15 protein-coding genes are annotated in these 20,442 nt (G+C 69.4%); 8 read left to right on the forward strand and 7 right to left on the reverse strand.

What is annotated here, in order from left to right; all coding sequences use genetic code 11:
* Positions 1-7: 7 nt before the first annotated feature.
* Genes ileS through AC0IW9_RS13280 form a run of 3 tightly spaced genes read left to right on the forward strand, consistent with a single transcriptional unit; the run spans position 8 to position 3,893 of the window.
* Entirely contained in the window at positions 8-2,806 is a 2,799-nt protein-coding gene (ileS, locus tag AC0IW9_RS13270; protein ID WP_471648733.1) for an isoleucine--tRNA ligase, read from the forward strand.
* Positions 2,803-3,297, forward strand: coding sequence for a signal peptidase II (gene lspA, locus AC0IW9_RS13275; RefSeq protein ID WP_471648734.1), 495 nt, complete (start codon positions 2,803-2,805; stop codon positions 3,295-3,297). The genes ileS and lspA overlap by 4 nt, the downstream gene beginning before the upstream one ends.
* Complete coding sequence (locus AC0IW9_RS13280) at positions 3,294-3,893, forward strand: DUF3035 domain-containing protein (protein ID WP_471648735.1); 600 nt, start codon at positions 3,294-3,296, stop codon at positions 3,891-3,893. Before lspA ends, AC0IW9_RS13280 begins: the two co-directional genes overlap by 4 nt.
* On the opposite strand, the gene AC0IW9_RS13285 is transcribed toward AC0IW9_RS13280, so the two are convergent.
* The gene (locus AC0IW9_RS13285) at positions 3,890-5,032 is read right to left on the reverse strand and encodes a carbohydrate porin (RefSeq protein ID WP_471648736.1); all 1,143 of its coding nucleotides are present in this window, start codon (positions 5,030-5,032) and stop codon (positions 3,890-3,892) included. The two genes, AC0IW9_RS13280 and AC0IW9_RS13285, sit on opposite strands and share 4 nt — an antisense overlap.
* A 286-nt stretch (positions 5,033-5,318) precedes the next feature.
* Here AC0IW9_RS13285 and AC0IW9_RS13290 point away from each other — a divergent pair, with 286 nt between their 5' ends.
* From AC0IW9_RS13290 to mutL, 5 genes are read left to right on the forward strand one after another with little or no spacing between them, the layout of a single operon-like run.
* Entirely contained in the window at positions 5,319-6,722 is a 1,404-nt protein-coding gene (locus tag AC0IW9_RS13290; protein WP_471648737.1) for a M16 family metallopeptidase, read from the forward strand.
* Positions 6,719-7,978, forward strand: a complete 1,260-nt coding sequence (locus tag AC0IW9_RS13295; RefSeq protein WP_471648738.1) for a M16 family metallopeptidase — start codon at positions 6,719-6,721, stop codon at positions 7,976-7,978. The genes AC0IW9_RS13290 and AC0IW9_RS13295 overlap by 4 nt, the downstream gene beginning before the upstream one ends.
* A 32-nt stretch (positions 7,979-8,010) precedes the next feature.
* Positions 8,011-9,663 carry a glucose-6-phosphate isomerase gene (gene pgi, locus AC0IW9_RS13300; RefSeq protein WP_471648739.1) on the forward strand — a complete coding sequence of 551 codons (1,653 nt, stop codon included), beginning with the start codon at positions 8,011-8,013 and terminating at the stop codon, positions 9,661-9,663.
* Positions 9,664-9,719: 56 nt separating this feature from the next.
* Positions 9,720-10,469, forward strand: coding sequence for a metallophosphoesterase family protein (locus AC0IW9_RS13305; protein WP_471648740.1), 750 nt, complete (start codon positions 9,720-9,722; stop codon positions 10,467-10,469).
* Positions 10,470-10,471: 2 nt separating this feature from the next.
* Entirely contained in the window at positions 10,472-12,265 is a 1,794-nt protein-coding gene (gene mutL, locus AC0IW9_RS13310; RefSeq protein WP_471648741.1) for a DNA mismatch repair endonuclease MutL, read from the forward strand.
* A 73-nt stretch (positions 12,266-12,338) separates the two neighbouring features.
* Here the strand turns inward: mutL and AC0IW9_RS13315 are convergent, their stop codons facing one another.
* From AC0IW9_RS13315 to AC0IW9_RS13340, 6 genes are read right to left on the reverse strand one after another with little or no spacing between them, the layout of a single operon-like run.
* Entirely contained in the window at positions 12,339-14,441 is a 2,103-nt protein-coding gene (locus AC0IW9_RS13315; RefSeq protein ID WP_471648742.1) for a DUF6212 domain-containing protein, read from the reverse strand.
* Positions 14,438-17,143 (reverse strand): glycosyltransferase, encoded by a 2,706-nt coding sequence (locus AC0IW9_RS13320; RefSeq protein WP_471648743.1) that lies wholly within the window; start codon positions 17,141-17,143, stop codon positions 14,438-14,440. Before AC0IW9_RS13320 ends, AC0IW9_RS13315 begins: the two co-directional genes overlap by 4 nt.
* Positions 17,144-17,174: 31 nt before the next feature.
* Positions 17,175-18,347 carry a glycosyltransferase family 4 protein gene (locus tag AC0IW9_RS13325; protein WP_471648744.1) on the reverse strand — a complete coding sequence of 391 codons (1,173 nt, stop codon included), beginning with the start codon at positions 18,345-18,347 and terminating at the stop codon, positions 17,175-17,177.
* Complete coding sequence (gene rsmD / locus AC0IW9_RS13330) at positions 18,344-18,910, reverse strand: 16S rRNA (guanine(966)-N(2))-methyltransferase RsmD (RefSeq protein ID WP_471648745.1); 567 nt, start codon at positions 18,908-18,910, stop codon at positions 18,344-18,346. The genes AC0IW9_RS13325 and rsmD overlap by 4 nt, the downstream gene beginning before the upstream one ends.
* A complete protein-coding gene (locus AC0IW9_RS13335) occupies positions 18,907-19,719 on the reverse strand; it encodes a pseudouridine synthase (protein WP_471648746.1) in 813 nt (270 codons plus the stop codon). Before AC0IW9_RS13335 ends, rsmD begins: the two co-directional genes overlap by 4 nt.
* Entirely contained in the window at positions 19,716-20,429 is a 714-nt protein-coding gene (locus AC0IW9_RS13340) for a gamma-glutamyl-gamma-aminobutyrate hydrolase family protein (RefSeq protein ID WP_471648747.1), read from the reverse strand. The genes AC0IW9_RS13335 and AC0IW9_RS13340 overlap by 4 nt, the downstream gene beginning before the upstream one ends.
* Positions 20,430-20,442 lie beyond the last annotated feature (13 nt).

Consider the following 20,442-nt stretch of genomic DNA (forward strand, 5'->3'; position numbering starts at 1 on the left):
TCACCCGATGACCGACACCCCCGCAGAAGCCCCCGCCCGCGACTACCGGGGCACCGTTTTCCTGCCGCAGACCCCCTTCCCGATGAAAGGCGACCTGCCGAAGCGGGAGCCGCAATGGCTGGAGCGCTGGCAGAAGCTGGACCTCTGGGGGACGCTGCGGGCGCAATCCGCCGGCCGGCCGCCCTTCATCCTGCACGACGGCCCTCCCTACGCGAATGGGCCGCTGCACATCGGCCATGCGCTGAACAAGATCCTGAAGGACGTGATCAACCGCGCCGCCCAGATGTCGGGCTATAACGCGGATTACGTCCCGGGCTGGGACTGCCACGGCCTGCCGATCGAGTGGAAGGTCGAGGAGGAGTACCGGAACCCCAAGGGCAAGTACCAGGGTGGCCGCGGCAAGGATGCCGTGCCGGTGCTGGAATTCCGCGCCGAGTGCCGCGCCTATGCCGCGCAATGGCTGGACGTGCAGCGGGAGGAGTTCATCCGCCTCGGCGTCGCCGGCGACTGGGCAGGCCGCTATGCGACGATGGATTTCCCCTCCGAAGCGCTGATCGCCGGGGAGATCGGCAAGTTCCTGATGAATGGCTCGCTCTATCGCGGGCTGCGGCCGGTGATGTGGAGCCCGGTCGAGAAGACCGCGCTGGCCGAGGCCGAGATCGAGTACCACGACCATGTCTCGCCGACCTTGTGGGCACGGTTCCGGCTGGTCGCGGCGCCGGGCGATCTACTCGGCGCCAGCGTGGTGATCTGGACCACCACGCCCTGGACCATCCCAGCCAATCGCGCCGTCGCCTATGGGCCGGAGATCGACTACGCGCTGGTGCATGTCGAGGGTATCGGCGAGGGCTCGTATCTCGTGCCGGGCGAGACCCTGCTGGTCGCCTTGCCGCTGCTGCCGCAGTTCGAGAAGGACGCGAAGCTCGGCGCGCATAGCATCAAGCGCGTCATCAAGGGCGCCGAGCTGGAAGGGGCGCTGGCGGCACATCCGCTGCGCGGCGCCGGCTACGACTTCGACGTGCCGCTGCTGCCCGGCGACTTCGTCACCACGGAAGCCGGCACCGGCTTCGTCCATATCGCGCCCAGCCATGGCGAGGACGACTTCAACCTCGGCCGTGTCCACGCCCTGCCGGTGCCGGAGACGGTGGCCGACGACGGCACCTTCACCCATTGGGCGCCGGGCTTCGAGGGGCTGCATGTCTTCAAGGCGCATGACGCGATCTATGCCGCCTGCGAGGCGGCCGGCACGCTGGTCGCCAAGTCCAAGCTGAACCACAGCTACCCGCATAGCTGGCGCTCGAAGAAGCCGGTCATCTTCCGCGCGACGCCGCAGTGGTTCATCGCCATGGACGATGCCAATGCCATCCGCACCAAGGCGCTGGCCGCGATCGACGCCACGCATTTCGTCCCCGACCAGGGCCGCAACCGCATCGGCAGCATGGTCGCGGCGCGGCCCGACTGGTGCATCAGCCGGCAGCGCGCCTGGGGCGTGCCGATCGCGGTTTTCGTCGATAAGCAGACCGGCGAGCCGCTGCGTGACCCGGCGGTGATGGAGCGCATCCTCGACGCCTTCGCCGCGGAAGGGGCCGATGCCTGGTACCAGCCCGGCGCTGCCGCGCGCTTCCTCGGCGAGGGCCGCGACCCGGCGGCCTATGAGCAGGTGATGGACATCGTCGACGTGTGGTTCGAGAGCGGCTCGACCCATGCCTTCGTGCTGAAGGCGCGCGGCATGCCCTTCCCGGCCGATCTCTACCTCGAGGGGTCCGACCAGCATCGCGGCTGGTTCCATTCCTCGCTGCTCGAGAGCATCGGCGCCAATGGCGTGCCGCCCTTCAAGGCGGTCCTGACGCATGGCTTCGTGCTGGACGAGTCCGGGCGGAAGATGTCGAAGTCGCTCGGCAACGTCACCGCCCCGCAGGAAGTGACGAAGCAGTATGGCGCGGACATCCTGCGGCTCTGGGTGATGAACGCGGATACCGCGGACGATCTGCGCATCGGCAAGGAGATCCTGAAGCAGCAGGCGGAGCTGTACCGCCGGCTGCGCAACACGCTGCGCTGGCTGCTCGGCAACCTCGATGGCTTCGATGCGGCCGAGATGGTGCCCCATGCCGAGCTGCCGGAACTGGAGCGCTGGGTGCTGCACCGGCTGACCGAACTGGACGCGCGGCTGCGCAAGGCAGTGCGGGACTACGATTGGACCGGCGTCTATCCGGACATCCACGGCTTCTGCAGCACCGATCTGTCGGCCTTCTACTTCGATATCCGTAAGGACGCGCTGTATTGCGACGCGGCGGACAGCCACCGCCGGCGCAGCGCGCGGACGGTGCTGGACGTGCTGCACCGTTGCCTCTGTGCCTGGCTGGCCCCGGTGCTGGCCTTCACCGCGGAGGAGGCTTGGCTGTCGCGCTTCCCGAGCGAGACGGATAGCGTGCATTTGCACGATTTCCCGGTGCTGCCGGATGCGTGGCGGGACGAGGCGCTGGCGGAGCGTTGGGCGAAGCTGCGGGATCGCCGTGCATCGGCGACGGGACTGCTGGAGCAACTTCGGCGGTCTGGCGAGATCGGTTCGTCGCTGCAGGCGAAGGTGAAGGTTCCGCCAGCCGGAGAGGCGACATTCGATCCTGGCTTCTGGGAAGAATTCCTGATCGTCTCGCAGGTTGAGCAGGGTATCGAGTTAGGCGAGATGTTGGTCGATAAGGCCCCCGGCACCAAATGCGACCGCTGCTGGCGCGTCCTGCCGGAGGTCGGCGAGTCCGCCGCCCACCCGACGCTCTGCCGCCGCTGCGAAGCCGTGGTCACCGCATGATGCGCCTCGGCCTGCTGCTGGCCGCCGTGCTGCTGGCCGCCGACCAGGCCAGCAAGTACTGGGTGCTGGAGGTCCTGGACCTGCCCAACCTGCGGTCCGTGCCGCTGTTCGAGGCGGGGCCGGTCGGGCTCAACCTCACCATGGTCTGGAACCGGGGGGTCACCTTCGGGCTGCTCTCGGGCGATGGGCCGTTGAACCACATCATCCTGGCCGTGGTCGCCGCGGCCATCGCGGGCTTCCTGCTGCGCTGGATGGCCAAGGCGGAAACCCGGATGATCGCCGCCGCCCTGGGCGCGGTGGTCGGCGGGGCGATCGGCAATGTCATCGACCGCTTGCGCTTCGGCGCGGTGGTGGACTTCGTCGATGCCTATGGCTGGGGCTGGCACTGGTACGTGTTCAACATCGCCGATGCCGGGATCGTCTGCGGCGTCGGGGTGTTGCTGGCGGATGCCTTGTTCCGCCGCGCGCCCCCGGCTAAGGAAGCGGCATGAGGATGCGCCGCTCCCCAGGCTCTGCCCTGGTCCTGTCCAGCCTGCTCGTCGCCAGCCTGGCGCTGCCCCTGGCCGGATGCGGGGCCAATACCGCGCGGACCTTCGGCTTCACCCGGGACGCCCCGGATGAGTTCCAGGTGACCACGCGGGCACCGCTCTCCATGCCGCCCTCGCTTGGGGGCAGCCTGCCGGTGCCGCGCCCCGGCGCCGACCGGCCGCAGGAGGTCTCGACCCGCGCCGCGGCGGAAGCCGCGCTGGTGCCGGGCTCGGTGCTCGGCGGTCCCGCCAGTGGCCCGCGCAGCAATGGTGAGGCTGCGCTGCTCTCCCAGGCCGGCCGGCCGGTCGGGGATGACATCCGCCGCCGCGTCGATGAGGAAAGCCTGCGGCTGGATCAGCCGGAGCGTGGCCTCGTGGATCGGCTGATCTTCTGGCGTGGCCCGGAACAGCCCGGCGTGGCCCTCGATGCCCGGCGTGAATCGCAGCGGCTGCGGGAGAATTCCGCCCTGGGCCGGGACGTGACCGAGGGCGAGACCCCGATCATCCAGCGCAGCCGCAGCAGCAACCCGCTGACGAACCTGCTGGAAAGCATCTTCTAGAAGCTGCCGCGCAGCCTGAGCGCCAGCACCGGCACCGGGCCACGGTCCGCGTTATGGGCCGGGTTGGCGATGAGCTGGGCATCGGCGGTGAGCACCGTGCCCGGCGCCAGCCCCCAGACGTAATAGGCTTCCGCCGCCAGTTCCGGCCGGTAGCGCAACCTGCCGTCGCCGGCGATGAAGCCGAGGCCGCCGGCCGCCAGGAAGCGTCGGTGCGGGCCGGATAGCCCCCCGATATTGGCCGCCAGCCCGACCGCATCCGCGGCGCGGCCCCAGCCCGCGCCGCCCCAGACCAGCCCCGCGGAGGCGGCCCAGTCCATCTCGGTGTACATCCACTGCTGGGTTCGGCCATCGTTCCAAGAAAGCCGGGTGAAGCCGCCGAGGTTGGTGGCCAGCTCCTGTTCACCATTGACCACCAGCATCAGCTTGCCGGCTGTCCCGCCGCGCAGATTGGTTTCGGTCTGGCCCAGGTCGCCGCCAAGCAGTGCCGCGTAGCTTTGCGAGCGGGTCTGCGACCAGCCGCCAAGCAATCGCAGGGCGCCGGGATGACCACCCCAGTCGAAGAACCGGTCCGCCTGCAGCAGGATCTGGTGCCCGCGCAGTGGCTTGGGGTCGAGCGACAGGGTATTGATGCGCTTGGCCACCTGCATCGCCCCGGCGCGCAGGCCCCAGCCACCATTGTCCCATTCCAGGGCGATACCATTGGTATAGCCCTTGGCATCATTGGCGAAGTCGAAGGCGCCGGCGGACACGAAAGCCCAATTCAGGAATTGGGTCCGCGGATCATGGGCATAGCGGTTGTCGTCGAAGATATCGAAGACTGCGATCTTGCCGGCGGTGATGGTCAGCCTTTCCCGCGGCAGGGGACGGGCGAAGCGATAGGGATCATCCTCGGCCACGTCCCCTTCGCCGGATAATGCCACGGTCTGTCGGATGAAGGCGCGGGTGAGATAGAGGGCGGGGCCCTCGCTGCCGGTGCGGAAAGCCTCGCCATTGGGGAAGGCGGCTGCGCCGCGTGTCCCCGATAAACCGAAGCCGCGTGAAACCTGCGGGTTGAGGATGAGTTCGGCACCCTCCCAGAGGGTGCGGCCCAGGACCATGTCAGCCGAGAGCGTATTCCGCTGCATCGCCTTGGCCTGCATGCTGTTCTCCCCACGATAGGGGGAGGGAAAGCCGGGATGGCCCTGTTCGATGAAGGTAGCCTGACCACGTAACAGCCAACCCGCCGGCAGATCCGGTTCGGCCGCGACAGGCGCTGCGAACAGCGTCAGGCTGCAGGCCACTGCCAGGACATATGAAGACCTGTCGAGATGCAGAGGTGATGAGGTTTTATAGAGGTTTTTCAGGCACATAAAAGGTAATGACGGAATCATTGGCAGATCGCAAGCGGTGCTGGCGCGAAACCCCAAGCATCCCCACATCGGAGCAATGCCCAGCGTGACCCGCAGAACTGCCCTTCGCTCCGCCGCCGCCTTGCCGGTGGCCATCGCGGCGCCGCCAGCCATGGCGCAGGCCGGCCCATCCACGCCTGCCATCATCGCACCGCCGGACAGGCCGGTGGACCGGCCGCTGTTCGGTGCGACAAGCTGGACCTTGCCGAATGGGCTCCGGGTGGTGCTGGCGGAAAGCCGGCGGGTGCCCGTCGTCTCCCACTATCTGTTTTATGCGGCGGGCGCCGGGGAGGACCCGGCGGGCAAGTCCGGCACCGCCCATTTCCTCGAGCATATGATGTTCAAGGGCAGCCGCACCCTGGCACCCGGAGCGATGTCCCTGGTGGTGGCGCGGGAAGGCGGGCAGGACAATGCCTTCACCTCGCGCGACGTCACCGCCTATCACCAGACCGTCGAGGCCTCCCGCCTGCCGCTGGTCATGCGGATGGAGGCGGATCGCTTCGCCTTCCCGCTGCTGCCGGAAGCGACGGTGGACCCTGAGCGCGCCGTGGTGCTGGAGGAGCGTGGCCAGCGCACCGGCAGCAACCCGCGCGCCCGCTTCTGGGAGGGCTTCGAGGCGGCGATGTGGGGGCCGCAGCATTGGCGCGGCCGGCCGATCATCGGCTGGGAGGACGAGATACGGGCCATCACCCTGGCCGATCTGCGGGGCTTTTATGACAGCCGCTATGCGCCCTCCAACGCCGTGCTGGTGGTGACCGGCGATGCCCGGGAGGCGCAGGTGAAGGCACTGGCGGAGGAATTCTACGGTGTCGTCCCGGCCCGTGCCGCCACCCTGCGGGACCGCGCCGCGCCGGGGCCGGTCGGCCAGGCGCGCTTCATCCAGCATGATCCGGCGGTGCGGGAGGCGAGTTTCATGCGCGCCGCCATGGCCCCCAGCCTGACCTGGGGCGAAACGCAACACGCCTGGCCGCTGGAAGTGCTGGCACATCTGTTCGGCAGCGGCCCGGGCAGCCGGCTGCACCGGGCCCTGGTCGAGACCGGCCTCGCCACCAGCGCCAGCGCTTCTTATGACAGCGAGACGGTCGGGGTCGGGACCTTCAGCATTTCCGCCACCTGCCGCGCCGGCGTCGCGCCGGGGCAACTGGAGGCGGCGGTGGATGCCGCCGTCGCCAGCCTATTGCAGGAAGGACCGACCGAGCTGGAATGCGCCCGCTCCATCCGCCAGCTCACGGCGGGTGCCGTGCTTTCGCTGGATGGCATTGGCGCGGCGCCGCGGATGCTGGGGGGCGTGCTGGCGATCGGCCTGCCGCTGGAGACAGTGGAATTCTGGCCGCGCTACCTGCGCGCGGTGACCCGGCAGCAGATCGTCGATGCGGCCCGGGCCGTGCTCGGCACGCCGGTGGGCACCACGGGCTGGCTCCTGCCGGGGGCGCCGGCATGAGCGGCAGCGTCGGCTTCTCGCTGCCGATCCAGACCATCGAGGTCGATGGCATCTCCGCCTGGCTGGTCGAGGACCAGTCGGTGCCGGTCGTCTCCATCGCCTGGTCCTGGATGGGCGGCGCGGCGCTGGACCCGGAGGGGCAGGAGGGCGCCGCTTCCATGGCTGCCTCCTTGCTGACCGAGGGGGCTGGCGCGCTGCGGGCGGTGGATTTCGCCGATGCGCTGCGCAACGAGGCGATCAGCCTGAATTTCTCCGCGGACCGCGACAGCTTCGAGGGCAGCTTCCGCAGCCTGAGCGATGCCTTGCCGGAGGCGCTCCGCCTTGCCCGGCTGGCGATGATTGAGCCGCGCCTGGATGCGGATGCGGTGGAGCGGGTCCGGGCCCGGGCCGTGGCCGGGGCGCGCCGGGCGCTGGAGACGCCGCGGGGACAGGCGGGACGGGCCTTCTGGGCCGCTGCCTTCCCCGGCCATTCCGCTGGCCGGCCCAGCAGCGGCACGGCGGATAGCCTGGCGGCGCTGCCGCCCGAGGCGATCCGTGCGGCGCTGTCGCGGCAGATGCGGCGGGAGGGGCTGCTGGTGGCGGTCAGCGGCGCCATCACCGCGGAGCAGTTGCGCGCCGCGTTGCCGCCGCTGTTTGCCGGCCTGCCGGCAGGGGTGCCGCCGGCGGTGCCGGCGCTGCCGGCCTTTCGGCATTTCGGCCAGCAGGTGCTGCCGGTCGCCTCGCCGCAATCGGCCGTGGTCTTCGGCCAGGAGGGCCTGCCGGCGACGGATCCGGATTGGGAAGCCTCGCAGGTCATGCTGCGCATCCTGGCCGGCGGTGGCTTCACCTCCCGCCTCATGCAGGCGGTGCGGGAACAGCGTGGCCTGGCCTATGGCATCGGCGCCGGGCTCGACCTGCTGTTCCACCACGGCGTGATCGTCGGCAGCGTGGCGACGGAGAATGCGCGGGTGGCGGAAACCCTGGCGGTGACCCGGGAGGAATGGGGCCGGATGGCGGAGGGTGGCCCCACGGCGGAGGAATTGGCGGATGCGGTCGCCTTCCTGACCGGGTCCATGCCCTTGGCCTTCACCGATAGCCGCCGCGTGGCGGATACCTTGCTGACCCTGCGGCAGAACAACCGGCCGACGGATTGGCTATCCGGCCGCCCGGCCCGGCTGCAGGCGCTGACGCGGGAGAAGCTGGCCCAGGTCGCGGCGCGGGTCTTGGCACCGCGCGACCTCTCCGTGATCATCGCCGGGCAACCGGCGGGGCTCTGACCTCGTTCCGGCCGGGAACGGGAGGGCCAAGGATGGCACAGGATGGGACAGGCGCCTGGGCGGCGGTCATGGCTTTGGCCCAGGCCCCGCGGCCGAATGGCAGCGCCGCCGATTCGATCCGTTCCCTGTTCGAGGCCGAGCCCGACCGCTTCGCCCGTTTCTCCTGGTCGGCCGATGGCATCCTGCTGGACCTGTCGAAGACGGCCCTGACCAGGCCGGTGCTCGATAGGCTGCTCTCGCTGGCGCGGGCGATGGATTTGCCTGGCCGACGCGATGCCATGGCGGCGGGCGAGGCGGTGAATGTCACCGAGGGTCGTGCTGCCCTGCACATGGCCCTGCGCGCCCCGGCCAGTGCGGGCTTTCGCGTGGGTGCGGAGGATGCCTCGGCCGAGGTCGCGGCGACGCTGGCGCGGATGCGGGCCTTTGCGCTGGCCGTGCAGGACGGCAGCCTGCGCGGGGCGACCGGGGAGCGCTTCACCGATGTGCTGAACATCGGCATCGGTGGCTCGGACCTCGGGCCGGCGATGGTCGCCCGGGCGCTCTGGACGCCGGCGGCGCCGCTGCGGGCGCATTATCTCGGCAATGTCGATGCCCATGCCTGGGAGGAGATGCGCCACCGGCTGGATCCGCGGCGGACCTTGGTCCTGGTGGCGAGCAAGACCTTCACCACCCAGGAAACCATGACCAATGCCGGGCTGGCGCGTGGCTGGCTGGCCGATGCACTGGGCGAGGCGGGGGTCGGCGGCCATCTGGCCGCGCTCTCCACCAATCTGCCGGCGACGGCGGCTTTCGGCATTGCGCCGGAGCGGGTCTTTCCCTTCCGCGACTGGGTCGGCGGACGCTTCTCGCTCTGGTCCGCCATCGGCCTGTCGCTGGCGATCTCGCTGGGCTGGGAGGCATTCGCCCGGTTGCTGGCCGGTGCCCGGTCCATGGACCAGCATTTCCTGACCGCGCCGCTGGAGGCCAACCTGCCGGTGCTGCTGGCGCTGGCCGAGGTCTGGCATGTGGATGGGCTGGGGCTCGGGGCGCGGGCCGTGCTGCCCTATGATGAGCGGCTGGCGCGGCTGCCGGCGCATCTGCAGCAGGTGGAGATGGAAAGCCTGGGCAAGCAGGTGACCTTGGCCGGTGAGCCCGTCGTCCAGCGAACCGGCCCGGTGGTCTTCGGTGAGCCCGGGACCAATTCGCAGCACAGCTTCCTGCAATTGCTGCACCAGGGCACGACGCCGGTGCCGGCCGATATCATCCTCGTCGCCAGGCCGGACCACCCTTACGCCGATAGCCATCGGAAGCTGCTGGCCAATGGCCTGGCCCAGGCGGCGGCGCTGATGCGCGGCAAGTCCGCGGATGAGGTCCGCGCCGAGATGCAGGCCGCCGGCGCCGGCGAGGCCGAGATCGCCCGGTTGCTGCCGCACCGGGTCTTCCCTGGCAACCGGCCGACCACGACCATCCTGCTGCCGCATCTGGACGCCTTCACCCTGGGCCAGTTGATCGCGCTTTATGAAAACAAGGTCGCCAGCCTCGGTATCCTTTGGAATATCAATGCCTTCGATCAATGGGGCGTCGAGCTCGGCAAGCAATTGGCCGGACCAATCCTGAAGGCGCTGGAGGGTAAGCCAGGGGTAGCCCAGGACAGTTCGACCGAAGGCCTGCTGGGTGCGATCGGTCGCTTGCAGCAGAGTGTCTGACCGCGCTCCGGCAATTGCTGGTACAGGGGGCTGGGCGGCCCTGGAGTGGACCCTGAATGCGCATTGCCGTCCTCGCGGATATCCATGGCAACCTTCGCGCCTTGGAGACGGTCCTCGCCGACCTGCCGCGGCGCGGCGCCGATCTGGTCGTGAATCTCGGCGATTGCCTGTCCGGGCCGTTGCAACCGGCCGAGGTAGCGGATCGGTTGATGGATCTGGGACTGCCGACGGTGCGGGGCAATCATGACCGGCAGCTGCTGGATCGGCCGGTATCGGCGATGACCCTCTCCGATGCCTTCACCGCGGAACGGCTGACGGTTGTGCAGCGGGACTGGCTGGCAGCGCTGCCGCCGGTGCTGACGCCGGCGGAAGGGGTCTTCGCCTGCCACGGCACGCCGGAGGACGACCTGACCTATGCGTTGGAGGTCGTCGCCGGGCCGCAACACCTGCGCCCGGCGACAGCCATGGAGGCTGCCAGCCGGATCGGCCCGACACCGGGGGCCAGCCTGGTGCTGTGTGGCCATTCGCATCTGGCGCGGGTGGTCCGGTTGCCGGACGGTCGGCTGGTGGTGAATCCGGGCAGCATCGGCCAGCCGGGCTATACGGATACCGTGCCTTATCCGCATGTGGTCTTCACCGGTACGCCGCATGCCCGCTATGCCGTGGTCGAGCGTGGGCCTGCTGGCTGGTCCGCGGAATTCATCGCCATCCCTTATGATTGGAATGCCGCCGCCGCCGATGCGCTGGCGGCGGGCCGGGCGGATTGGGCCCAGGCCCTGGCGACCGGACACATGGACCCTGCCTGAGCATGGCGATCCGCCTCCTTCCTGAGACCACCGCCAATCGCATCGCCGCCGGCGAGGTGGTGGAGCGGCCGGCCGCGGTGGTGAAGGAGTTGGTGGAGAATGCGCTGGATGCCGGGGCCACCCGGATCAGCGTGACGCTGGAGGAAGGCGGCATCGGCCGCGTGGTCGTCGAGGATGATGGCGCCGGCATGGGGCCGGCCGACCTCGAGCTGGCGGTCGAGCGGCATGCCACCTCCAAGCTACCGGAGGAGGCGATGCTTTTTCGCATTGCCACATTGGGCTTTCGCGGCGAGGCGCTGCCCAGCATCGGCGCGGTGGCGCGGCTTTCGATCACCACCCGGCCGCAGGGCGGCGATGCCCATGCGCTGCTGGTGGAAGGCGGCCGCAAGGGGCCGGTGGTTCCGGCCTCCGGCGCGCTTGGCACCCGGATCGAGGTGCGGGACCTGTTCTATGCGGTCCCGGCCCGACGCAAATTCCTTAAGTCTCCACGCTCCGAGGCGGATCATGCCGTCGAGGCAGTGCGTCGGCTGGCGCTGGCCTGGCCCGGGGTCGGCTTCCGGGTAACGCAAGATGGACGGGAAGTTCTGAACCTGGCGCCGGCCGAGCGGGATGCGCGAATCGGCGACCTGCTCGGGGCAGATTTCGCCGCTGCGGCGCTGCCGGTCGCGGCGGAGGGCGGTGGGCTGATGCTGTCGGGCCTCGCCGCCCAGCCGGCCTATACAAGGGCGACGGGGACCGAGCAGCATCTGGTGGTCAATCGCCGTCCGGTGCGGGACCAGCTGCTGCGCACCGCGCTCCGGGTGGCCTATCGGGACCTGATCACCGTCGGCCGGCATCCGGTGGCCGCGCTCTTCCTCGAGATTCCGCCCGACGCGGTGGATGTGAATGTTCACCCGATGAAGACCGAGCTGCGCTTCCGGGACGAGGCCGGGGTGCGGGGCATGCTGATCTCGGCGCTGCGGCGGTCGCTTTCGGCCGGGGCCGGTGTGGCAGCCCCGGCACCGGCCCTGACGGCCTATGCGCCCCGTAGCAGCTGGTCCGCCGGGGCCTGGCGGCGGCCCGAACCGGCACCGCTGCCGGCGCAGATCGGCTTGGCCGAAATGCAATTGGCGCTGACGCCGCCACCCGTGCCGACCGCGGTCACCGGCGCTCTGTCGCTCGGCTTCGCGCCGCCGCGGCATGCGCCGCCGGCGGTGGAGCGGGCCCCTGCGGCGCATCCGCTGGGCCATGCCCTGGCCCAGCTGCTCGATACCTACATCCTGGCCGAGGCACCGGATGGCGCCCTGGTTCTGGTCGACCAGCATGCCGCGCATGAGCGGCTGACACATGAGGCGTTGCGGACCCAACTCATCGAAGGTGGCGTTCGCGCCCAGCCGCTGCTGCTGCCCGCCGTGGTGGATCTGCCGCCGGCCGATGCCGCCCGGTTGCTGGGCTTTGCCGAAGACCTCGCCCGGCTGGGTCTGGAGATCGAGGGATTCGGTCCCGGCGCGGTACTGGTGCGTGCCCTGCCCGCCTTGCTGGGCGCGGCCGACCCGGCCCCGCTGCTGCGCGACCTGGCGGAGGAACTGGCCGCTTTCGCCGAAACTACGGCACTGGATCGCCGGCTGGATGCGGCGGTGGCGCGGCTGGCTTGCCATGGCTCGGTCCGGGCGGGACGGCGGCTATTGCCGGCGGAGATGGATGCGCTGCTGCGGCAGATGGAAGCGACACCGCGTGCCGCGACCTGCAGCCATGGACGCCCGACCTTTCTGCGGCTGGGTGCGGCGGAGCTGGAAAAGCTGTTCGGCCGGCGTTGAGCGCGATCGCCTGAGGGGAAACCTTCAAATAATCATAAGAGACAATAGGTTAGATCGGTCTGCACTGCTGGTGTCAGGCCGGCTGCCGCAAGGCGGCCGTGAGGCGTTGGGCCTGCCCCTGCCAAGTGATCGAGTCCCCTGCGGTAGCCGGTGTCTCCCGCATGACCTGACTGACGGCCCGGGGCAGCAACTGGATCAATGCGGTCAGCATCTGGCGGTCCGGCTGGGCCGGCAATCTTTCCACCAGATCGCCGGCGAGGTCGCTTTCCCGCAGCAACAGGTAGGGACCCCAGGAATCGGCATCGGTGCTGGGCCAGCCGGTGAACATTATCGGCCAATCCGGCCGTTTGCGGAATTCGATCACCGGGCCCTCGCCCCGCAGGGCGAATTTGAAGCGGAGCCGGGGCCAGCGGAGGCTGCCGGCGCGGACATCCTCCAACCAGATATCGAGATGCCGGTAGCCGCCATCCGGCGTGGCGAAGTGTTCCTGAAGGCGGGCCAGGGCCATATCCACCACATGGCTGCGGGGCGGTGCCGGGGCAGTCTGCGGCGGTGGAACGGGCGCGATCGGCGGGGCGCCGAAGACAAGGGTCGCCTCCGCAGGCTGTGGCGGGGGCAGCGAACGGCCTGGCATCGCGCGGGGCGGCGGACAATGGCCGCGCAGCCCGATCAGGTCGGTCCATTCCACGCGTAGCGGCTGATCGGGCATTCTGCCCAAATGCCGCAGCACCAGCACGACCGTCACGCGGCGCGGGCCATGCAGCGGCAGCGCCAGGGGCAGACGAAAGGCGCCGCCCTGGGGTGGCGGGCTGCGCCAGCCGCTCCAGCGCGCCTCCGGTTGTTCCAAGGACAGGTCGGCGTCGGTTGCCAGCCGGGCCTCGTCCGGTTGCAGCCAGAGCGCGGCCTCGAGCAAGGCCGGGTCTCCCCGGCCCACGGTGACGATCGCCTGCAACAGGTCCAGGCCATTCACCGGTACGCCGGGCAGGACGATGGCGACCCGCCGGCCAGCCCCGAAGCTGGCGAGCAACCGCGGTGTCTCCGACCCCAGCGCTACCCATTCGACCTGACCGGCCGGAAAGCGGGCGGATTCCCAGAGCTGCGCCGGAAGGCGGGCCGGCACCGCCGGCGGCTGGCCGAAGGGTGCCAGGACAAGGCCGATTGCTTCGGCATCCCAATGCTGCGCGAGGACGAAGCGGCGGCCGAAGGGCGCGCTCCAGACCCTCAGGGCCAGGGCCCGACCCAGGTTGCGGCCCAAGTCTCGGCCGAGGTCGCCATGATGGGTCTCGTCCTGCACGGCGACGGCCCGTTCGGCGCTGCATTCCTTCTGGTCGAGGGACAGGGAGAGGATGTCACCCGTTTCCAGCTCCGCGGTGAGGTCGAGGCAGGCCGTTTCCCGCAGCGGACCGATCGGCGTGGGCAGGTCCAGCGTGAGCCAGCCCGGCACCAATGCCCCCCCCGGCACCAGCCAAGCGCCGAGGATACGGCCGCTTTCAGCCCCATAGAGGCGCAGGCGCAGCAGGGCATCTGGCGCGGCATGGGCTTCCGCCAGATGCAGCGCCAAGCCGGACAGGCCCTCGACGGGGATGCCGAGGTTCTGGCCCGCGGCCAGACGGCCGTCGATGGCATGGATCACCTGTCCGGCGGTCGAGGGCGCCAAGGACAGGATGCGGGCCGGTGGCGCCGGCTCCGCCGTATGGACGCTGTTCTGGATCAGCGAGACCATGGCCTCGCGGCTTTCCTCCGCGTCCTGCCGGGCTGCGACCAGCGCTCGGTGGAGGCCGGCTGCGCTGCGGGCCTGGTTGCCGAGCGCGGCGATCGCCAGCCGGGCGAGTTCGGGCAAGGCGGCTTCGGCACTGGCGGCTTCGAGCAGCGGCGGCAGGTCCGGACCGGTGGCTGACCACCACGCCAGCAAGGGGCCGGCGGCGGCGGCATCCTGGGCGATGATGGCAAGCACCGACGCGGGGGGCAGCGGCACCGGCAAGGTGGCAAGCCCTGGTGCAATCCCCGGTGCGGCGCCGGGCTTGTGCAGGCGCATCGCGCCATCCGCCTGGGTAACCTGCCAGGACAGCAGACCGGACAATGCCAGCGTCGCCGCATCGCAGCCATCCAGCACGAGGATCATGGGCTGGCCGGTATAGAGTTCGGCGAGATCCGCTGCGGCGATCAACAGGGTCATCGCGGGACGTCCAGGCGTTGGGAGGAGGCATTCGGGGCAAGGTGCCGGTGCCGAGCCGGCTGGCTCGGCACCGGCTTGGCAGGGGGCGGCACCAGCTGATCCAGGTACTGGATGAAGGGATGCATGGTGGCGGGCCAGCCGCAGCGTGCCACCCGTGCCGCGGCCTGGCTGCCCAGGGCATGGACGGCGGCGCGATCCGCGGCCAGGCGCAGCAGCGTGGCGACGAAGTCGGCGACGATCGCCTCCTCCGCCTGCTGATGTGGGATGAGCAGGCCATCCTCGCCATTGCGGATGATCTCGGCGACGGCGCCGACATCCGTGGCGACCACGGCGCAGCCCATGCGCTGGGCCTCGAGCGCGACCAGCGGCACGCCTTCGAAGCGGGATGGCATGATGAGCACATCCGCCCAGGCATAGGCGGCATCCAGTTCCTCGGGCCGGAAGACCGGAGCTTCCGCCGGGACAGTGAGAGTAGCCGCCGTCCCATCCGCGAGGACGGCGCGGCCGATGACGCGCCAGGTGATGCCGCTGTCCTGGGTGCAGCCCATGATCGCGGCGAGGCGGTCGAGCCCCTTTTGCCGGTCCAGCCGGCCAAGATACAGCACCTGGAGCGGCCGATGCGCCTGCGTCGCGCGTGCCGACAGGGCGGCGGTGATGCGGTGCTGAGGGCTTGGGTAGCCCGGGGCATTGCGGATCACGTGGATCTTCTCGCCCGGGATGCCGGCGCCCAGGCACCAGTCGCGCAACTGGTTGGAGATCACCATGATACCGTCATAGGCGTGTTCATAGGCGGCCTGGACATTCGGGGTCCCGCGCGGCTCGCCATGCGGGCCCCGTTCCAGCAGATGCAGCCCGCCGAAGGTCCGCACGCCGAGGCGGCGCAGCGGCGCCATCAGCGCCTGGGCCGCCAGCGAATGGACATTCACCACCACATCCAGCGCGGCCAGTACGCCGAGCACGTCGCGCGCCGCCTCCGACCCACCGAAATGCGAGATGCCGGCGCCGAAATAGCCGCCTTCCCAGGCGATCGCATTCTCACCCAAACGGTCCATGAGCAGGACGGAATCGAAAGCGGCGGAGAATTCCTCGCCGCGGTCGATCCAGGCGGACCCGAGGACGATGAGGTGGGTACGCCAGCCGCAACCACGGAGGACCGCAGCTTGGTTCAGGATGACCTTTTCCAGCCCGGCGAACGAGAACAACGGCACGATGAAGCCGATGTCCCGCCGGCCCGGTGCCGGCATGCGGGGCAAGATGGGGCCCAGGCCCTGCAGCGCATGGGCTGCGGCCGCCATGCGGCTACGCGGCGGCCGGTACTCCTGCTTCCAGGTTGCTGCGATGGTGCTGCGCTTGGCACGGATGCGGGCCAGGGCGGTGACTTCCAGCAGCAAGAGCCGCAGCGCCACCGGACTGGCGACAGCAGCGCCGACCGGCAGGTGCAACCGCAGCAGCGCAGTGATCGGCTGCGGGTCCGCCGACTGCAGGCTTTCGATCCAGAGCGGTGAAGGGTCGCCGGCAGCTTCCCACAGGGGTTTGCTGCGGGCGAGGAGCAGAGGTGACTGGGCGACCTGTCCGGCCGCGCTGCCTGGACGTTCCAGGGAGAGTATGGGTCGTCCTGCCGGCACGATCTGGAGCGCTACGACATGCGCATCCCGGAGCAGCCTTTCGCCCCACCACAGCACCATATGCAGCACGCCGAATTGCGACAGCAACTCGAGCGTCGTCGCCTCGGTGAAACAGAAGCACTCCGGATAATGGACCGCGCCGGGCTGTTCCATGGCGCGCATCATCTCGGCGCGGGCGGTGCTGGGGGGGACGCTGGTCCAATCCGGCGCGGCCGGGTCCAGAATCAGCCGGATATGGCCATCATCCGGCATGTGCAGCGCGAAGCGTGGTGCCTCCCGCGCCTCCAACTCCAGTAGCTGCTTCGGCGCCAGCAGCGCGGCATGCTTGCGATGAAGCAGACCGAGAAGCTGCGGCCGCAGCCTTTCGGAAGCCGAAAGCATGCTTTCGGGACGGCGGCGATAGCGGAAGCCGGCCATGGGCAGATGCTGCCCACGCCAGCCGCGTTCCGCCGCAGCCAGCCAGAAATCCCAGTCCTCGAAGCCATCCCGCATGGTTTCGTCGAACCGCAATCCGCTGGCGACCAGATCGCGCCGGACCACGCTGCCGGCATCGCAGTAATTGGCAATCAGCAATTGCAGAAGGGAAAAGTCGCCGCCGGTGGTCCAGTCCACCCTGCCGCCGAATTCATCGATATCGGGATAGACCCAACCGACCTCGGCCGGGGCGGCATCCAATGCTGCCAAGGCACGCGCCAGCACATGCGGTTGCAACCGGTTGTCGGCATCGAGGAAATGCAGCGCGCGGCAATGGGGGAAAGCCTGGAGGGCGAAATCGATCCCGGTGTTGCGGGCCGCGGAGAGGCCGCCATTGGGCCGGCGCAACAGGAAAACCCGCCCTGGATAGGCTGCGGCCAAGTCGAGTGCGGTATGCCTGCTGGCGGGATAGGGGCACCCATCGTCCACGATGATGACGGCGACAGGCGGGGCCGCTACCTGATCGAGTACGGAAACGACCGCTTCGGCCAATAAGCTAGGCTGCTTATGGGACGGAATAATAACTGAAATTTGAATGTCGATAGCAGTCCAAGCATCCTGCGGGGCAGCAATGATATCCCCTTGGTATGCCTTCAACTGCATGTTCGTATTGGCTTTCCTGAGCGGATGGAGGTCAGCCGGAACGGCTGTGACTACCCTCGGCGTGGCAAATCCGGAGTAACGTGAAATATTTACCTTGCATGAATTCTGGGGTTTGAATCTGAAGATGAGACAGCGTTGCGGTGCTCGAGCAGGGTTCGCTGCACTTCTTCGTTAACATCACGGATATGTGGGTTGTCAAGGCAACGACAGTTGGTTCGGGAACCACGCTGGCCATATCCGTCGCCTGGTCACCGAAGCATTCCACTGCCGCCGCCGTGGCAACGATAGGGCAGCCCAGTGCCAGGGCTTCCAGGGCAATAAGGGGGCAGCCTTCCAGGCGGGACGGCAGCACCAGGGCATCCCCGGCCAATAGCCAATCCGCCACGTCGTCGACCTGTCCCAACAGGCGCAGCGGCCCCGATATGCGTGCCGCTGGATGCTGGGCAAGTCGCGTCTTCAGCGGTCCTTCTCCGAGCGCGGCCAGGGTGGCTCCGGTCTGCTCGTGCATTCGTTCGGCCAAGGCTGGCAACAGGTCGGCGCCCTTTTTCTCTTCCAACCGGCCTGCGAAGATCACCAGCGGTGCCGAGGACGACAGGCCAAGGCTGGCTCGGCGTGCCTGCCGTTGCTGGATGCGGCGGGCCGGGTCGGCCGGTGGGACCGCGACGGCATTCGGAATCACGGTGACGGTATTCGGCGGCAGGCCGAAGCTGGTGGCCAGGCGTCGCGCCACGGGCAGCGAAACCGCGGCCCAGGAAAAGGGCGCGGTCTCCAACCAAGCGCGAAGCGCGGGGGGCACCGGCTCAGGTTCCTGTGGTGCCAGATGGGCGACGATCAGGCTCGGCAGGTGCTCAGCGGCCAAGGCTGCCTGGAGGCCGAGCCCATGGCTTGGCCAGGGCAGGGGCAGCAAGGCTGCATCCGGCTGCAGCCGCATCAACAGGGGCGCAAGAGCATGGGACTGACGGGCTGCATTGGCGGTAGGATCCTCGATATCCCGCCAGGCGATCGGCGCGGCATGCAACTCGGCGGTGCTGCCTAGCAGGGCACCCAGCCTTTCCAGCAGTTCCGGCGCGGCGACGACCGAAACACTCACACCGGTTTCCGCCAGGGCGCGGACAAGGGTGGCGGTATGGGCTTCCGCCCCACCCAATCCCGCGGAAGGCAATGGCACCAGCAACCGCCGAAGCCGGCGGACCGCCGGAGTCACGGGGTCGGGTCCAGCCGCAGGATGAGGAGATGGGCCGCACCATGGGCGCGCTCGGCCAGCACGGCGAAACCGGGCGGCGGCGTGAGGGGAGCACCAGCGGCATATTCGGCGCAGATCAGGGCATCCGCGGCGATCCAGCCAGCGAGGCCCAGGGCGGCGAGGGCCGCTTCCATCACCCCTTCCCGATAGGGCGGGTCGAGGAAGACAAGCCCGCAGGAGGCCTGGGCGCGCGGCGGCTTCAGCGCATCGGCCGCCAGGGCATTGCAGCGGGCGGCTTCCTTGCAGCTGGCAATATTGGCCCGCAGCGCAGCCAGGGCGGCCCGGTCGTTCTCGATGAAATTCGCCTGGATCGCGCCCCGTGAGAGGGCTTCCAGTCCCAGCGCCCCGGTCCCGGCGAAGGCGTCCAGCACTCGGGCGCCTTCGATCCGCTCGCGCCCCGCCCAGGGTGCGTGCCATAGCATGTCGAACAGCGCCTGCCGGACACGGTCGGCGGTGGGACGGGTCCGGTCGCCCTCGGGGGCGATCAGGCGGCGGCCACGGTGGGCTCCGGCAATGATCCTCAAGCCGATGAGCCCGGTGGGGGCGCCCGGTGGCGACCCTGCTGCGGCATGTCGTTCCTCATGCCGAGCTGCTCGCGCATGACCTTGGGGTTCACTTCCTCCACCGCGCCCCGCGGCAGGGCACCGAGCTGGAAGGGACCATAGGAGACGCGGATCAGCCGATTGACCACCAGGCCGAGGAATTCCATCACCCGGCGGATTTCCCGGTTGCGGCCTTCCTGCAGGCCGACGGTCAGCCAGGCATTGGCGCCCTTGCGGCTGTCGAGCCCGGCCTCGATCGGGGCATAGCGCACGCCGTCGACGACCAGGCCCTTGCCCAGCTCGGCGAGGGCGAATTCATCGACATTGCCGTTCACCCGCACGCGGTAGCGGCGGATCCAGCCGTTCGAGGGCAGCTCCAGCTTGCGCGCCAGCTCGCCGTCATTGGTCAGCAGCAGCAGCCCCTCGGAGTTCAGATCCAGCCGGCCGATGGAGACCAGGCGGGGCAGGCCGGGGGGCAGGGCATCGAAGACCGTCTTGCGGCCCTTTTCGTCCTTGTGGGTGGTCACCAGCCCATCCGGCTTGTGGTAGCGGAACAGGCGGGTGCGCTGGGCGCCGGCCACCACCTTGTTGTCCACCAGCACAGCCATGCCCGGCAGGATGAAGGTCGCCGGCTTGCCGATGACCTTGCCATCCACCTTCACCCGGCCCTCGGCGATCATCTTCTCCGCGTCGCGCCGGCTGGCGACGCCGGCGCGGGCGAGCCACTTGGCAATGCGCTCGCCGCGCTCGCCGTCCTCCTCGTCGTCCGGAAGGCCGGGTTCGGCGTTCATCGGCAGGCCGCCACGAAGGCGGCGAAGATCAGCGGGTCGGCCGGGTCCACCGCATATTCCGGATGCCATTGCACGCCCAGCGCGAAGCGGTGGCCGGTGGATTCCAGGCCTTCCACCACGCCATCGGGTGCCAGGGCATTGACCAGGGCGCCGGTGCCCGGCGTCGCCACCGCCTGATGATGGGCGCTGTTCACCGCCATGCGCGGCTTGCCGATGATGCGGGCCAGCAGGGTATCCGGGGCGATCGAGACCTCATGCCCGGGCTGGTCGCGCGGGTTCGGCTGCTCATGCTCGATGCTGGTCTGGATGCTGTCCGGGATGTGCTGGATCAGCGTGCCGCCGAGCGCCACCGCCAGCAGCTGCTCCCCGCCGCAGATGCCGAGGACGGGCATGTTCCGCGCCAGGGCGCCGCGCGTCACCGCCAGCTCGAAGTCGGTGCGGTTGGCCTTCAGGGTGACGGTCGGGTGGGTCTCGCCGCCGCCGTAGAGCGAGGGGTCCACGTCGAAGGCGCCGCCGGTGATCATCAGCCCATCGATCTCGTCGAGGTAGGCCTCGGCCAGCTCGGTCTGGTGGGGCAGGGCGACCGGCAGGGCGCCGGCCTCGGCCAGCGCCGAGAAGTAGTTCTTCCGCAGCGCATACCAGGGCAGCTTGGAGTAGCCGCCAGGCTCCTCCGCATCCAGGGTGACGCCGATGATGGGACGGTTGCGCATGGCGCGTTGCTAG

The sequence above is a fragment of the Belnapia sp. AC561 genome, assembly GCF_979252845.1.

Coding starts and splice junctions, on each gene's coding strand:
- AC0IW9_RS13295 (WP_471648738.1), top strand. CDS start 6,719: ATGAGCGGCAGCGTCGGCTTCTCGCTGCCGATCCAGACCATCGAGGTC.
- AC0IW9_RS13315 (WP_471648742.1), bottom strand. CDS start 14,441: ATGACCCTGTTGATCGCCGCAGCGGATCTCGCCGAACTCTATACCGGC.
- AC0IW9_RS13280 (WP_471648735.1), top strand. CDS start 3,294: ATGAGGATGCGCCGCTCCCCAGGCTCTGCCCTGGTCCTGTCCAGCCTG.
- AC0IW9_RS13305 (WP_471648740.1), top strand. CDS start 9,720: ATGCGCATTGCCGTCCTCGCGGATATCCATGGCAACCTTCGCGCCTTG.
- mutL (WP_471648741.1), top strand. CDS start 10,472: ATGGCGATCCGCCTCCTTCCTGAGACCACCGCCAATCGCATCGCCGCC.
- lspA (WP_471648734.1), top strand. CDS start 2,803: ATGATGCGCCTCGGCCTGCTGCTGGCCGCCGTGCTGCTGGCCGCCGAC.
- AC0IW9_RS13335 (WP_471648746.1), bottom strand. CDS start 19,719: ATGAACGCCGAACCCGGCCTTCCGGACGACGAGGAGGACGGCGAGCGC.
- pgi (WP_471648739.1), top strand. CDS start 8,011: ATGGCACAGGATGGGACAGGCGCCTGGGCGGCGGTCATGGCTTTGGCC.
- AC0IW9_RS13320 (WP_471648743.1), bottom strand. CDS start 17,143: ATGCAGTTGAAGGCATACCAAGGGGATATCATTGCTGCCCCGCAGGAT.
- AC0IW9_RS13340 (WP_471648747.1), bottom strand. CDS start 20,429: ATGCGCAACCGTCCCATCATCGGCGTCACCCTGGATGCGGAGGAGCCT.
- AC0IW9_RS13290 (WP_471648737.1), top strand. CDS start 5,319: ATGCCCAGCGTGACCCGCAGAACTGCCCTTCGCTCCGCCGCCGCCTTG.
- AC0IW9_RS13285 (WP_471648736.1), bottom strand. CDS start 5,032: ATGCAGGCCAAGGCGATGCAGCGGAATACGCTCTCGGCTGACATGGTC.
- ileS (WP_471648733.1), top strand. CDS start 8: ATGACCGACACCCCCGCAGAAGCCCCCGCCCGCGACTACCGGGGCACC.